Source organism: Mesorhizobium sp. B3-1-9 (genome assembly GCF_006439595.1).
Taxonomy (GTDB): Bacteria; Pseudomonadota; Alphaproteobacteria; order Rhizobiales; family Rhizobiaceae; genus Mesorhizobium.
In genome coordinates this window covers 114,947-129,641 of the sequence record NZ_VFTJ01000001.1, presented here as the reverse complement: position 1 = coordinate 129,641, position 14,695 = coordinate 114,947, and the positions used below count along the sequence as shown (strand labels likewise).

At 63.8% G+C, this 14,695-nt stretch carries 11 protein-coding genes and 1 pseudogene; 1 reads left to right on the top strand and 11 read right to left on the bottom strand.

Annotated features, from left to right (window positions below; genetic code table 11):
- Positions 1–110: 110 nt before the first annotated feature.
- On the bottom strand, positions 111–1,658 hold the full coding sequence (locus FJW07_RS00575) for a winged helix-turn-helix domain-containing tetratricopeptide repeat protein (protein ID WP_140853767.1): 1,548 nt from the start codon (positions 1,656–1,658) through the stop codon (positions 111–113).
- A gap of 230 nt (positions 1,659–1,888) precedes the next feature.
- Here FJW07_RS00575 and FJW07_RS00570 point away from each other — a divergent pair, with 230 nt between their 5' ends.
- Positions 1,889–2,179 carry a hypothetical protein gene (locus FJW07_RS00570; protein WP_140853765.1) on the top strand — a complete coding sequence of 97 codons (291 nt, stop codon included), beginning with the start codon at positions 1,889–1,891 and terminating at the stop codon, positions 2,177–2,179.
- A 172-nt stretch (positions 2,180–2,351) separates the two neighbouring features.
- On the opposite strand, the gene FJW07_RS00565 is transcribed toward FJW07_RS00570, so the two are convergent.
- From FJW07_RS00565 to FJW07_RS00515, 10 genes and pseudogenes are all read right to left on the bottom strand, one after another.
- Positions 2,352–3,758: an NAD(P)(+) transhydrogenase (Re/Si-specific) subunit beta gene (locus tag FJW07_RS00565; protein WP_140853763.1), complete on the bottom strand. Its 1,407-nt coding sequence runs from the start codon at positions 3,756–3,758 to the stop codon at positions 2,352–2,354.
- Position 3,759: 1 nt separating this feature from the next.
- Positions 3,760–4,179 carry an NAD(P) transhydrogenase subunit alpha gene (locus FJW07_RS00560; protein ID WP_140644722.1) on the bottom strand — a complete coding sequence of 140 codons (420 nt, stop codon included), beginning with the start codon at positions 4,177–4,179 and terminating at the stop codon, positions 3,760–3,762.
- The gene (locus FJW07_RS00555) at positions 4,179–5,423 is read right to left on the bottom strand and encodes a Re/Si-specific NAD(P)(+) transhydrogenase subunit alpha (protein ID WP_140853761.1); all 1,245 of its coding nucleotides are present in this window, start codon (positions 5,421–5,423) and stop codon (positions 4,179–4,181) included. The genes FJW07_RS00560 and FJW07_RS00555 overlap by 1 nt, the downstream gene beginning before the upstream one ends.
- 85 nt (positions 5,424–5,508) lie before the next feature.
- A complete protein-coding gene (locus tag FJW07_RS00550; RefSeq protein ID WP_140853759.1) occupies positions 5,509–5,733 on the bottom strand; it encodes an aa3-type cytochrome c oxidase subunit IV in 225 nt (74 codons plus the stop codon).
- Between the two features lie 150 nt (positions 5,734–5,883).
- Positions 5,884–6,033 carry a DUF3096 domain-containing protein gene (locus tag FJW07_RS00545; RefSeq protein ID WP_127866594.1) on the bottom strand — a complete coding sequence of 50 codons (150 nt, stop codon included), beginning with the start codon at positions 6,031–6,033 and terminating at the stop codon, positions 5,884–5,886.
- A gap of 94 nt (positions 6,034–6,127) precedes the next feature.
- A complete protein-coding gene (locus tag FJW07_RS00540) occupies positions 6,128–6,820 on the bottom strand; it encodes a hypothetical protein (protein WP_226892035.1) in 693 nt (230 codons plus the stop codon).
- A gap of 560 nt (positions 6,821–7,380) precedes the next feature.
- A complete protein-coding gene (locus FJW07_RS00530) occupies positions 7,381–9,696 on the bottom strand; it encodes an EAL domain-containing protein (RefSeq protein WP_140650634.1) in 2,316 nt (771 codons plus the stop codon).
- Between the two features lie 149 nt (positions 9,697–9,845).
- A pseudogene (locus tag FJW07_RS00525) lies at positions 9,846–13,331 on the bottom strand (indolepyruvate ferredoxin oxidoreductase family protein); the annotation flags it as partial.
- Between the two features lie 196 nt (positions 13,332–13,527).
- Positions 13,528–14,058 (bottom strand): hypothetical protein, encoded by a 531-nt coding sequence (locus FJW07_RS00520; RefSeq protein ID WP_140853753.1) that lies wholly within the window; start codon positions 14,056–14,058, stop codon positions 13,528–13,530.
- Positions 14,051–14,659 (bottom strand): CGNR zinc finger domain-containing protein, encoded by a 609-nt coding sequence (locus FJW07_RS00515; RefSeq protein WP_140853751.1) that lies wholly within the window; start codon positions 14,657–14,659, stop codon positions 14,051–14,053. Before FJW07_RS00515 ends, FJW07_RS00520 begins: the two co-directional genes overlap by 8 nt.
- Positions 14,660–14,695 lie beyond the last annotated feature (36 nt).

The following is a 14,695-nucleotide window of genomic DNA, read 5'->3' as shown; positions in this document are numbered from 1 at the left end:
GTCGCACCGTTGCCGATGCGGCGATTCTAGCCAGGGGCTCCAGGCGATGAAATAGCCTCATGGCCTCCTTCCGGCTGTCTGTTCCGGCCACCGATCCGGCAAGTGGTCCTCTATTCCGGCATTCCAAGGCTTCTCAGCGCGTTTTCGTGTCGGTCGAGAATTTCAGCTCTAAAGGGCATCGAGTCGCGAACCGCCCGCAAGGTGAGCTCCGGATATTCGCGCTGACAACGCACCATTTGCTGCCGGGCTTCGTCGAGGCGTCCCGCTTCGACAAGGGCCGGCATCAGCGTACGCAGTATCCACAAGGCATTCGGATGCTCCGCCAGGATACGCAGATACAGGTCCGCCGCCTGACCGGGCCGCCTGGCGCTGAAATGCACGACAGCCAGGCCCAAGTGACAGGTATAAACCATGGGATCGAACGGCCCCAGTCGCAGCGACCGCTCGAAGCATTCCGCCGCCCGCTCGACCTCGTCTCTGTAGGCTGCAACCCACCCGCTCCTGTTCCAGGCGAAGGCCGAATTGGGATCGATCGAACACGCCTTTTCAAGCAGCGCGCCTGCGGTGACGAAATTGCCCGACACGGTGTGGGCAGCGCCGAGCACGGCCAGGGAAAATGGATCGTCACCGTTGAGTTCGGCAGATCGCTCCGCCAGCCACAGCGCACGGCGCCGGTCGGCCTCTGGCGAGGTCGACCAACTGTAGATCTTGCGCTGCGCATGACACCAGGACAGCAGGGACAGAGCCAGCGGATAATCGGGATCGCCCAGCAAAGCCTTCTCAAGCGTCTCGATGGCGATCGCATTGTCCTGGCGGCCGAGCGCCCAGACATGCGGCAGACTGCGCATCACCAGATCGTAGGTTTGCAGGTCGCCCGGCCGCTTGCGGCGCGCACGCTCGATTTCCGCCATCTGGATTGACGGCAGAATCGCGCCTGCGACACCCGCCGTCACATTGTCCTGCAGCGCGAACGCATCCGCGATGTCACCTTTGAAACCTTCCGCCCAGATTAGACTGCCGGTCTCTGCCTCGACCAGCCGCGCCGAGATGCGGATCTGGTCGAGATGCCGGCGCACGCTTCCTTCCAGCACGTAGCGGACGCCGAGCTCGCGGCCGATGCGCGGCAGATCAAGCGCCTGGCCTCGGTAAGCAAAGGCCGAGTTGCGCGAGATGACGAACAGGCCGCGAATGCGCGCTAGCGCCGCCGTGATCTCCTCTACCGTGCCGTCGGCGAAGTAGGATTGCTCGGGGTCCGATGACAGGTTCTCGAATGGAAGCACGACGAGCGACGGCTTGTCGGGGAGCTGAGGCGACGGACGCGCATCGACGGCTGGCGGTCCCTCCAGCACTTCGCCGGGGAACATGTAGCCGCGGCGCGGCATGGTGCGGATCAGCGTCTGCGCTTTGTCGCCTAGCGCGCGGCGGATGTCGCTGATGCATTGGGTGAGCGAATCTTCGGTGACGATCACGTCGCTCCACACCGCATGCAGAAGCTCGTCCTTCGGCACCAGCCGGCCGGCGTTGCGGATAAGAAAAATCAGCAGATCGAGCGATTTCGGTCGCAGCGCGATCTCGCCTGAACCGTCGCGCAACACTCCGGCGCGCGTGTCGAGGCTGAAGCCGGCGAAGCTGTAGATCGGCTGTGGCTCGACGTTCATCGCGACTGTCTGATCCTCAGAATTTTCAGAGCTTCGTCAGTACTCTTTCAGGCCGCTTTCCGGACAAGTATCTCGAAACGGCGCAATCTCGCACTCAACGATGAAGGTGGCAAGAAACCCAAGCCGCAACGCGTGGGCAAGATCGCTGCAACCGGTGCGCAGGCCAAGGCCGCGCCGAATGCCGGCGATCGCAACAGGAGGCAACCATGTCGAGCACGGAGACAAACGCCATGACAACGACCGATCATTCGATTGGTGCCGAAACCGGCTACCGGCGGCACGCTCTCGTCTCGCTTTTCCGGATGTACGAGGCGGTGAAATGGACGCTGTTGTGGCTGCCACGGTTCTGGAAGGCGCGCAGCCAGCTCGCATGTCTGGCCGCCATGAGCGAATGCGAGCGTCGCGATATCGGCCTTACCAGCTGCGATCTCGAGAACGCCTTTGCCTTGCCGGTCGACCGCGACCCGACAGAAATGCTGGCGCAGGTGGCGACAGACCGCCGCCTTCGCCGCGAACACTGATTGGAGAGCGGCCAGGTTTCGGCTGCGCCTTGAGCATTCGCCACGGAGTAGACCTGAGTGTCTGCGCCGTGGGCTGCTCGTGACGCATCGGCACCGAGGCCATCCGATCAACGAAAAACCACGGCCTGTCGCTGCCGGGCTTTTCTGTTTCGGTCAGTCGGCCACAGTCGCCTCAGTGATCAAACGCCTTGACGATTTCCTCGGTCATCTTCTTGGCGTCGCCCAATAGCATCATGGTGCCGTCCTTGTAGAACAGCGTGTTGTCGATGCCGGCGTAGCCGGAGCCGAGCGAGCGCTTGACGAACAGGCAGGTGCGGGCCTTGTCGACGTCGAGGATCGGCATGCCGTAGATCGGCGAGGACTTGTCGTCGCGCGCGGACGGGTTGGTGACGTCGTTGGCGCCGATGACATAGGCGACGTCGGCCTGCGCGAACTCGGAGTTGATGTCCTCCAGCTCGAACACCTCGTCGTAAGGCACGTTGGCCTCGGCCAAGAGCACGTTCATGTGGCCGGGCATGCGGCCGGCGACCGGATGGATGGCGTATTTCACCTCGACGCCGGCGGCCTTGAGCTTGTCGGCCATTTCGCGCAGCGCGTGCTGCGCCTGGGCGACCGCCATGCCGTAGCCGGGCACGATGATGACCTTCTGCGCGTTCATCATCAGATAGGCGGCGTCATCGGCCGAGCCCTGCTTGACGGTGCGCTCGATGCCGTCGTCGGCAACCGCGGCCGTCTCGCCGCCGAAGCCGCCGAGGATGACCGAGATGAAGGAGCGGTTCATGCCCTTGCACATGATGTAGGACAGGATCGCGCCGGACGAGCCGACCAGCGCGCCGGTGATGATCAGCGCCAGATTGCCGAGGGTGAAACCAAGCGCGGCAGCCGCCCAGCCCGAGTAGGAATTCAGCATCGACACCACGACCGGCATGTCGGCGCCGCCGATCGGGATGATCAAGAGCACGCCGAGCACCAGCGAGGCGGCGACGATCAGCCAGAAGACGAGCTTCGATTCCGTGGTGACCAACAGCACGATCAGCACCACCAACGCAATGCCGAGCGCGATGTTGATGAGATGTCGGCCGCCGATCATGATCGGCTTGCCGGACATGCGGCCGTCGAGCTTGAGGAAGGCGATGACCGAGCCGGTGAAGGTGATGGCGCCGATGGCTACGCCCAGGCTCATTTCGACCAGCGCCTGCGCATGGATGTCGCCCGCCGTGCCGATGCCGAAGCTCTCCGGCGCGTACATGGCGGCAGCCGCCACCATCACGGCGGCGAAGCCGACGAGCGAGTGGAAGGCGGCGACCAGCTGCGGCATCGAGGTCATGGCGATGCGGCGCGCGGTGACCGCGCCGATGCCGCCACCGATGGCCAGCCCGAGCACGATCCAGCCGAAACGGCCGACCGAGGGAGCCAAAGGCAAAGCCAATGCCAGCGTGGTGGCGATAGCGATCGCCATACCGGTCATGCCGAAGAGATTGCCTCGCCGGCTGGTGGTGGGATGCGACAGCCCGCGCAGCGCCAGGATGAACAGGATGCCGGAGACGAGATAGAGGAAGGAAGCCAGATTGACGGTCACGTCACTTTTCCTTCTTCTTGTACATGGCGAGCATGCGCTGGGTGACCAGGAAGCCGCCGAAGATGTTGACCGAGACCAGCACCAGGGCGACGAAACCGAAGCCGGCGGCGAGCCCGGAGGCCGAGATGCCGACGGCGAGCAGCGCGCCGACGACAATGACCGATGAAATGGCGTTGGTGACGGCCATCAGCGGTGTGTGCAGCGCCGGCGTCACCGACCAGACGACATAATAGCCGACGAAGATCGCCAGCACGAAGATGGCGAGTTGGAAGACGAAGGGATCGACGGCGCCACCGGACAGCGCGTGCGCGGCGTTACCGGCAGCCTCGCCTGCGGGCGCGTTGGCAAGATCCTGCACCGCAAGGCGAACGGCGGCAGTCGCCTGATCGAGTTGGTCGAGGGCTTTCTGCAAGGCGTCCATCACGCGGTCCCCTTAGGCTTGGCTGCGGACTTCTTCTTCGGCGCCGGTCTGACGTCGGCGACCATGCTCGTCGCCGGAATGGCCGCCGGCTCGGTGCGCGGCTCTTCCGCCGCCTTGGCGAAGGCAGGATGCACCACCTTGCCGCCGTCGGTCAGCATGGTCGCCTTGACCAGCTCATCGTCGCGCTTGATGGCAAGCTGCTTGGTCGTCTTGTCGACCATCGTCTCGAGGAAGGCGTAGAGGTTCTTGGCGTAGAGCAGCGAGGCGGATGCGGCGACACGGCCCGGCACGTTGAGGTGGCCGACGATCTTGACGCCATTCTCGGTCATCACGACCTTGCCCGGCACCGCGCCCTCGACATTGCCGCCGCGCTCGACGGCGAGGTCGACGATCACCGAGCCCGGCTTCATCGAGGCAACCATGGCGGCCGAGACCAGCTTCGGCGCCGGACGGCCCGGTATCAGCGCGGTGGTGATGACGATGTCCTGCTTGGCGATGTGCTCGGCGGTGAGCGCCGCCTGCTTGGCCTGGTATTCCTTCGACATTTCCTTGGCGTAGCCGCCGGCCGTCTCGGCCGCCTTGAACTCCTCGTCCTCGACCGCCAGAAATTTTGCGCCGAGCGACTGCACCTGCTCCTTCACCGCCGGGCGCACGTCGGTGGCGGTGACGACGGCGCCGAGGCGGCGCGCGGTGGCGATGGCCTGCAGGCCGGCGACGCCGACCCCCATGATGAAGGTCTTTGCCGCCGGCACGGTGCCGGCCGCCGTCATCATCATCGGCAGCGCGCGGTCATATTCGGCGGCGGCATCGATCACCGCCTGGTAGCCGGCGAGGTTGGCCTGCGAGGACAGCACGTCCATCGATTGCGCACGGGTGATGCGCGGCATGAACTCCATGGAAAAGGCGGTGATGCCGGCCTTGGCCATCGCGGCCACCGCGGCATCGTTGCCGTAGGGATCCATGATGGCGATCACGGCGGCGCCCGACTTGTAGCCCTTGAGCTCCGCATCCGTCGGCCGGCGCACTTTCAGCACGACATCGGCCTTCTTGGCGTCGGCCGCCGTTCCGATCGCACCGCCGGCAGCAGTGAAATCCTGGTCGGGGATGCGGGAGCCAAGGCCGGCGCCCTTCTCGACGATCACGTCGAAGCCGAGACCCGCCAGGCGCTTGACCGTCTCCGGCGAGGCCGCGACGCGCGGCTCGTTCGGGTCAACCTCACGAGGGATGAATACTATTTGTCCCACCGGATGATCCTTTCGGCTGGAACCTTGATTGCGCAAGGCGTCGGCCGGACGTCCGGCGACGTCGAGGGCAATGGGCTTGGGAAGTCTACCGCAGAATGAGAGTGCCGGCGGCCATGATCAGGATGAACAGGACGGTCGCCGAGAAGAAGCCGCCGACGAAGAAGCCGAAGGCCATTGCGATAAGGATGGCGGCACAGAACAGCGAGCCGTATTTGGCAAGACCGAGGAAGCCCTTATAGGTACGGTCGTGCTCGGCATAGTCCATTTGCGCGCCCAGCTCGACAGGACCGGTCGGCGTGTGATCAGCCATGGAAGTACCCCTTCGAAAATGCCTTTGAGGCACATAGCGAAAAGCCGAACCAAGAGCAATGGCGCTATTGCCGCACAGCCGGCGACAACAGCCTCAAACGAAAGTTGAAATTGAATGCCGCGGCTGTGTCCACGCGGCCGGCGCGGGATTTCAGCTGGCGAGGTGGGGAAAAAGGCCGAGCAGACCGACAACGATCAGGTAAAGCGCGACGATGTAGTTGAGGAGCCGAGGCATCACCAGGATCAGCACGCCGGCGATCAGCGAGATCAGCGGCGTCAGCGCGAGCGAGTGGATGGTCATGCGGGGATCCTTTCCTGTGACAGGCGCGATCGCCTGGCAGACCGTGGTGCGACCTTGATAACGGCGCAGCCGGCGAAAGGTTCATGGCCTGCGTTCAGGCAGCGGCGCGATAGTATTTCGCCGTCGGCAGAATGGAGAGGGGCGTCAGCCGGTTGATGGCCGGATTGCCGAACATCAGCCGCTGCTCCATCGGCGTCGAATTGTAGAACGGGAACCGCTCGAGCGTGCGGCGCATATTCTCGCCGGCAGGGATCTCGAACAGCGCGATCGGAGCAAGAACGCCCGGGAACTGCTTGGCTTCGCTCTTCTGCACGGCATTGAAGAACCGGGCATAGAAATGAGAATGCTCGACCTTGACCGGGGTCAGCACCGAGTCCTGGCCAAAATAATTGGAGGCCACCATGGCGATCCTGAGCGTCAGGAAAGGCAGAACGCCGGGCGCCGGCGCGGCATCGGGATCGGTTGCGAAGCGGGTGCCGTCGATGAAGGTTTCCCCCCGGGCGAGCCGCGGGAGCAACACTTCCGGATAGGCGTCCACCGAAGGTGAGTATGGCTGTTCACTGGAAATATAGTGAAAGCGCAATGTGCTGACCAATTCGCCGTAACAATAGACGCCGAAGCGGTAGGAGTTGGGAAGATTATCCCAACGATCCTCGAACATCCCGCTGGCGATCGGACCGCACATGCCTGATTTGAGGTAGGACTGATATCGAAGCCGGTAGATCGCTTCCAGATCCTCGCCCCCGGTGATGAGGCGATATTCGACATGCTCCAGGAGCTGCATCATCGTTCGGTTGAGCAGGGAATCAGCTTTTGAGCTGGCGCCAGCCGACGCACCCTTAGCCGCAGCTTCCATTATTGTCCGTCCTCGAATTCCGCCTGTGGACAAGCTATTCGAGTTGAAATGAGACACAAGCTGAAAATTCGAGATTGCTGATTTACCGTCTGTTAACCTTAATAGCTGCGATCGTTTTCATCGATCTTACACGCGAAAAAACAAATACCGCAGCCAGCGATTGTCTGATCCGGCCTGACGGCGGGTCATCAAGATCAATCCGTATCCAGAGCTTGAAAGCGTCAGTGCATCACAGAATTATACTGCGCCGAAACGGCTATCGTTTCACGGGGCGCATATCCGCTCCAGACGGAAATCCGGATTCCATTTTTTCTGCGATTGCTCTCTATTTCAGCGCAGTTCCGGACGGGAAACCACTTCGCACTTTTCCTGGATTTTCTCTTGTTTGACGCAATTCCGGACGGAAAACCGGTTCGCACTTTTCCTGGATTTGCTCTTGTTTGACCAATTCCGGACGGAAAACCGCTTCGCACTTTTCCTGGATTTGCTTCTTAGCTGGCTGTTCTTTTGCCGGCGATGTGAAGATCCGCGGCAAACGGCCATGTGACGCTCGACATCGTCTCGATGCCCGACGCGCTGAGCGCGGCGCCGAAGAGAAAGCCCTGCACGAAGTCCGGCTTGACCAAATGAACCAGCGTCTTCAGCTGTTCGAAGGTCTCAACCCCTTCGATAGTGACCGAAAGACCCAACGTCCGGGAGAGGCTGACGATGCCCTTCAGCAGATCGAGCGACTGCCGGTTCTGGTTCACATCGACCAGGAACGAGCGGTCGATCTTGATCTTGTCGAGCGGCAGCTTGTGGAGATAGCTCAGGCTGGAGTAGCCGGTGCCGAAGTCGTCAAGCGCGATGCGCACGCCGAGCGCCTTCAGTTCCTCGATCGACTCGCGCGTCAGCGACTTGTCGTCGAGCAACGCGGTCTCGGTGACCTCGATTTCGAGCCGGTGCGCCGCCAGTCCCGACTTGGCCAAGGCGTCCCTGACCTTCTGGACGATGTCGCGACTGCGGAAATCCTTGGCCGACAGGTTGACCGACACGCTGGTCTGGGCCGGCCATTTGGCGCATTCGGCGCACGCGGCCTCCAGCACGAAAGTGCTGATGTCGGAAACGATGCCCATCTCCTCGGCGAGCGGGATGAAGACGCTGGGCGAGATCGGGCCGAGGTCGGGATGGTCCCAGCGGCAGAGCGCCTCGCAACTGGCGATGCGCATGGTGCTGACAGCCACGATCGGCTGGTAGACGACGCGCAATTCCCTGGCCTGCACGGCATTGCGCAGGTCGGCCTTCATCAACTGGCGATTGCGGAAGGCGGCATCCATGGCCGCCTCGAACAGCCGCCAGCTGTTCTTGCCGAGTTCCTTGGCCTTGTAGAGGGCAAGGTCCGCCTTGACGATCATGGCGTCCGCGTCGGTGTCCTTGACCCTGGAAAGCACCGCGCCGCCGCTGGTCTGGATGCGCAAGCCGTGGCCGGCAACGTCCACCTCGCCCTGCAGGTCCGCGAAAATCTGGTCAAGCAGGGTGCTGAGATGGCTCTCGTCCTCGACACGGTCGAAGAAGATCATGAACTCGTCGCCGCCGAAGCGGCTGACGGTGATGCCCGGTCCGGCAATCGCCGCGAGGCGCTCGGCCACGGCATAGATCAGCCCGTCGCCGACCGGATGGCCGAGCGTGTCGTTGACGCTCTTGAAGTCGTCGAGATCGAGCACCGCGAGGCCGCACAGCCGGTCCTGGTCGCCAGAGGCCATCGCCTCGCCGACCAGTTCGTGGAAATAGGCGCGGTTCGGCAGCCCGGTCAAATTGTCGTAGCGCGCCATGAAGCGGATCTTTTCCTCCGCCTCGACGCGGGCCGTCACATCCTCGAAGGTGATGACGCCCAGTTCCTGGCTGCCTTCGCGGGCGGAGAATTCGTAGTGCTGGCCGTTGGCCAGCGAAACGAGCACCTTGCGGTCGCGGCCTTCGCGCAAGGCGCGTGTCAGCTGCGCCTCGATGTAGCGGCAGTCTTTCGGCGCCAGCATGCCACCGGCGACGCCGCGCATCAAAAGACCGTGGATCGAGCGCCCGAGCAAGGCATCGCCCGATTTCAGCGACATCAGGCGGGCGGCTTCGGCATTGGCCACCGCGACGCGCCCGTCCGGCCCCAGCATGACCAGGCCGTGCGACATGGTGTTGAGCGCGCGATCGAACCGGCGCGTCAGGTTCCTGGCCTGCTTGTGGCCGATGACGGCGGAGAAGAGCACGTTGCGGACATGGTCGGCGCTGTTGATGGTTATGAAAGTCAGCGGGATGATCATCAGGCCGAGCAGGACCGACGGGAAATCCATGCGTAGCAGAAGTCCGAGCGCGGCCGGACCGATGAAGGTCACGGAGAAAATCCGTACCATCTGCGGAGAGCCGTAGTTGCGGCCGACAACCGTGACCAGGGTCGCGATCGTCAGCGACGTCGCGGCCAGCTCGGCGAAGGGATCGGGGTAAACGTAGATCGATATGAAGCACAGCGAACCCAGGCCCAGGCCCTGCAGGCTGCCCTTGAGGATATAGATGCGCTCCCACCGCCTGGCCTCTTCGACATTGGCTATGGTGCCGCCTGCCTTCAGGAAGGTGCGAATGCCGAAGTAACGGAAAAGGCTGATGGAGAGCAGGCCGAAAGAAAAGGCCAGAAACAGCGGATTGTGCGTCCGCCAATAGATCATGAATCCGAGGATCCAGTAGCAAACGCCACCGATCACCAGCATGTGCGCGTTGTCGAACAACGACCGCACAAACTGGATATAAACATCCGCCGGGATGTTCTCGGTCTTTGTTCTACCCATGCCGTTGGCCCAACACTACGCCTTGTCATGCCACACCTGCCTTAAGAAAGGCTTAGAACGGCGCTTCACCCCGGTTGCACAGGGTTGCGACACACGGGACAGATTGGAAAATTCAGGGGGTTTGGCGCGGCGTCAACGCGCCGGCGCGATCATTCCGCTGCCCGAAGCGCCGGCTCCGCCGGAGCCTGGGCCAGACGCACGATCAGTCGCGAGCGCTCGCCCGCCGCCTTCTCGGCGCTGGCCTGCCGGACGTGGCCGTAGCCGCGGATGAGCGCCGGCACGGAGGCCAGAGCCGTCGCGGCTTCCATCCTGCCCGGCGCCAGCGCGCCGGCGATCAGGTCAAGATCGGCCTCGTACTGCCTCAGCGACTGCCGCTCGATGCGCCGCTCGGCCGTGTAGCCGAAAAGGTCGAAGGCGGTTCCACGCAGGCCCTTCATCGCCGCCAGCAGCCGGAAACCCTTCATCATCCATGGGCCGAAGCTCGATTTCCGGGGCTTGCCGTCATTGCCGCGCCGCCCGAGGATCGGCGGCGCGAGATGGAACTCGAGCTTGTCGTAGCTCTGGAACTGCTTGGCGAGGTCGGCGGCGAAAGTGCCGTCGGTGTAGAGCCGCGCCACCTCGTACTCGTCCTTGATCGCCATCAGCTTGAAGAGGTTCCTGGCGACGGCCTCGGTCACCACGGACGAGCCGGGCACGGCCTTGGCTTCGGCGGCGCGCAACGTCGCCACGCGGTCAGCGTAGCGCCTGGCATAGGCGGCGTTCTGATAGGCGGTAAGGAAGGCGACGCGGCGGGCGATCACATCGTCCAGCGTCTCGGCCGGTCGGGACGCCGGCTTGCCCGTCTGGCTGACCAAGCCACGCACGAAATCGGGCTGGTGCGCGGCGCGGCGGCCCCAGCGGAAGGCGGCGATATTCATCGCCACCGCTTCGCCGTTCAATTCTATCGCCTTTTCAACTGCTTCCGCCGAAAGCGGCAGGCCGCCATGCTGGAAGGCGAAGCCGAGCATGAACATGTTGGCGCCGAGCGAATTGCCGAACAAGGCCGTCGCCGTGCGGGTGGCGTCGAAGAAGTGGGCTTTGTCGTCGCCGGCAGCCGCCCGGATCGCCTTCTTCAGCCGCTCGACCGGCAGCGAGAAGTCGGCGGAACGGGTGAATTCGCCAGGCATGATCTCGGCAGTATTGGCGAGGAAGATGGTGTGGCCCTCGCGCACCGCGCCCAGCACCTTCTTGGCGCCGGAGACGACGAGGTCGCAGCCGAGCACGAGGTCGGCCTTGCCGGCTGAGACGCGAATGGCGTGGATGTCCTCGGGCGTCGGGGCGATGCGGACATGGGTGAAGACCGAGCCGCCCTTCTGGGCGAGGCCCGCCATGTCGATCATGCCGCAGCCCTTGCCTTCCAGATGCGCGGCCATGCCAAGCACCGCGCCGACGGTGACGACGCCGGTGCCGCCCACCCCGTCGATGATCGCCGCCCAGCCCTGGTTGCCCATGCGGAACTCGGCCGGCGCCGGCACGCCGTCGAGAGGATCGGCCCTGCCGGCAATACCTTCGGCCTTCCTGATCTTGCCGCCATGCACGGTGACGAAGGACGGGCAGAAACCGTTGAGGCAGGAAAAATCCTTGTTGCAGCTCGACTGGTCGATCCGGCGCTTGCGGCCGAATTCGGTCTCGACCGGCTGGATGGAGACGCAGTTCGACTGCACGCCGCAATCGCCGCAGCCTTCGCAGACCAGTTCGTTGATGAAGACGCGCTTGTCCGGATCGGGAAAGGTGCCGCGCTTGCGGCGCCGGCGCTTTTCGGCGGCACAGGTCTGGTCGTAGATGAGCACCGAAACGCCCTGCACGTCGCGCAATTCGCGCTGGACGAGATCGAGGTCGTCACGATGATGGATGCTGATGCCGGCCGGGAAATCGGCCTTGCCGGCATATTTGTCCGGCTCGTCGGTGACGACGGCGATGCGGTCGACGCCCTCGGCTCGCACTTGTCTCGCGATCATGTCGACGGTCAGGCCACCCTCATGCGGCTGGCCGCCGGTCATCGCCACCGCATCGTTGTAGAGGATCTTGTAGGTGATGTTGGCGCCGGAGGACAGCGCGAAGCGGATCGCCAGCACGCCGGAATGGTTGTAGGTGCCGTCGCCGAGGTTCTGGAAGATGTGGCCGCGCTTCGAGAACGGCGCCTGGCCGACCCATTGCGCGCCTTCGCCGCCCATGGCGGTGAAGCCGACGGTGTTCCTGTCCATCCACAGCGCCATGAAATGGCAGCCGATGCCGGCGGCGGCGATCGAGCCGTCCGGCACCTTGGTCGAGGAATTGTGCGGGCAGCCCGAGCAGAAGAAGGGCGTGCGCGAACCGATATCGACGGTGTCGGCGAGCATCGCCTGGAACTGGCGCAGCTTCGCCACCCGCGCGGCGATTTCTTCCGACGGGCCGATGGTGCGCAGGATCCGCTCGCCGAGCGCGATGGCGATCTCGTTCGGGTCGAGCGCGCCCTTGGCCGGAAACAGCCAATCGCCGCGCTCGTCCTTCTTGCCGACGATCATCGGCTGCGTGGCGGTGCCGTAGAGGTTCTCGCGCAGCTGCACCTCGATCAGCGAGCGCTTTTCCTCGACGACGACGATGGTGTCGAGGCCGCGGGCGAACTCGGCGATATGCTGGAAATCGAGCGGCCACGGGCAGCCGACCTTGAACAGGCGGATGCCGATGCGGTTGGCGGCCTTTTCGTCGATGCCGATATCCTCCAGCGCCTGGCGGACATCGAGATAGCTCTTGCCGATGGTGATGATGCCGAGCTTGGGATTGCGGCCGCCGGAATAGACGATGCGGTTGAGACTGTTGGCCTGGATGAAGGCGGAAGCGGCGGCGCGCTTGTATTCATGCAGCCGCTCTTCCTGGCCGAGCATGTCGATCTCGTGGCGGATGTTCAGCCCGCCCGGCGGCATGTCGAATTCGGGAATGACGATGCCCAAACGCTCGATCGAGGCGTCGACCGAGGCCGTCGATTCGATATTGTCCTTGACGCATTTGATCGCCGCCCAGGTGCCGGCAAAGCGCGACATGGCAAAGCCGTAGAGGCCGTAGTCGATGATCTCCTGGACGCCGGCCGGATTGAGGATCGGCACCATGGTGTCGACGAACAGGAATTCGGTGGCATGCGCGTTGGTCGAGGATTCGGCCATATGGTCGTCGCCCATCAGGGCGAGCACGCCGCCATGCTTCGACGAGCCGGCTAGATTGGCGTGGCGGAAGACGTCGCCGGAACGGTCGACGCCCGGCCCCTTGCCGTACCAGACCGAAAAGACGCCGTCATGCGTGCCCTCGCCCAGCAATTCTGTCTGCTGCGAGCCCCAGCAGGCGGTGGCGGCGAGCTCCTCGTTGAGGCCGGGCTGGAAGACGATGTCGGCTTGCGCGAGCTGCTTCTTGGCCCGCCACAGCTGCATGTCGAGGCCGCCAAGCGGCGAGCCGCGGTAGCCGGAGACGAAGCCTGCCGTGTTGAGGCCGGCGCGGCGGTCACGCTCGCGCTGCATCAGAAGCATGCGCACGACCGCCTGCGCGCCGGACAGGAAGACGCTCTCCTTGCCAAGGTCGAACTTGTCGTCGAGCGCGACGTCGTGCAGCGTCATCAGGCATTTCCTCTGCGGAGGCGCCTCAAATCAGGCAGCCAACGTCGGAGTGGGACGCCGCAGTCTTTCTTCCCTTGCGGGAGAGGTCAAACAAAATCGCAGGAGCCAGATAACACGCAACAAACGGTCTGGCGAGTGGCCGGCGGCGTATACAAGATCATGCTAACCGATTCCTGAGGAATAAAAATTTCGCGCGGGCGCCGGCGTTTCAGGTCGCTTTCGAGCAATCCGGCTTCGGCTCGCCCAGCAGCCTGCCGTCGGGATGGCCGGCCAGATCGGAATTCAGCTCGTAGTTCGGCCCGATCACCAGCGGTCGGTCCGGCAGCATGGTCTGGTCCTCCGACGAGGTCATGGTGGTGTCGATGCTCTGCAGCAACGTGCCGCTCGCATCCTCGATGCGGATCGAGACGCTGTAGGGCTTGTCCTTGACCACGCAGGAGAGCGGTGGACTGGTGAGCGTGATGTGGGGCAGCTTCGGCCAGATCTTCTGATTGACGACGAGCGGGTCGCCGCCGGCCGGGTTCTGGAAGCTCACCACCGCGACCTGGCCGTCGACCATCGGGCGCAGCGGCTTCAGCGTGATGACATAGGTGGCGATGGCCAGCCGGTAATTGAACTCGAACAGCTTGCCGGAGATGGCAAAGAGCTGGTCGTTGCCGGTGTCGCGGCAGGCGCCGAGCGCGAATGCCGCGATCAAGGCGGCGCCGACCAGAGCCGAACGCGACAATTTCCTAAGCATTGCTGACCTCCCTCGCCGCTGTACGGCGGCGGTAATAGCGGTTTGCCTTCTGGCGGTTGCCGCAAACGGCCATGTCGCACCAGAGGCGGCTGGCGTTGCTGCTGCGGTCGACGAACAGCCAGCTGCAATTGGGACAGATCCTCAGCCTCGCCACCGTTTCGTCGCGCAGCAGCGACAGGGCCGAAACGGCCAAAGCCGCCTCGAAGGCGATCGGCGTTTGCGGATCGCCGAAAGGCTGGCCAGGCGTTCCGATCTCGGTCTCGCTGCCGGACAGGCCGCTTGCACAGGCCGTGAGGAAATCAGGCAGGTGGCTGGTCGCGAGCGCGCCGTTCGACACGGCGTGGCGAAACAGGCGATCAGTCGTTTCGCGAATCGAGATGACGGCTTGCTTTATCTCGCCCGGCTCCGGCGCCCGCAGCCGCCGCCCGCCGAGCTCGGCGGCGCGAAAGCCGCTCGCCGCCTCGGCGAAACGGGCGATCTCGGCCGGGTCGTCGAAACGGTCGAAGGTTTTTTCCGGATCGTTGCGCAATACGACGGTGTTCGCCGTATCGAGCGCAAGGATGCCACCGGTGAAACGGTGCGGGGTCCAGGAGACTGTCATGCGCGGGAATCTAACCGATAAAACGCATTTGACAAG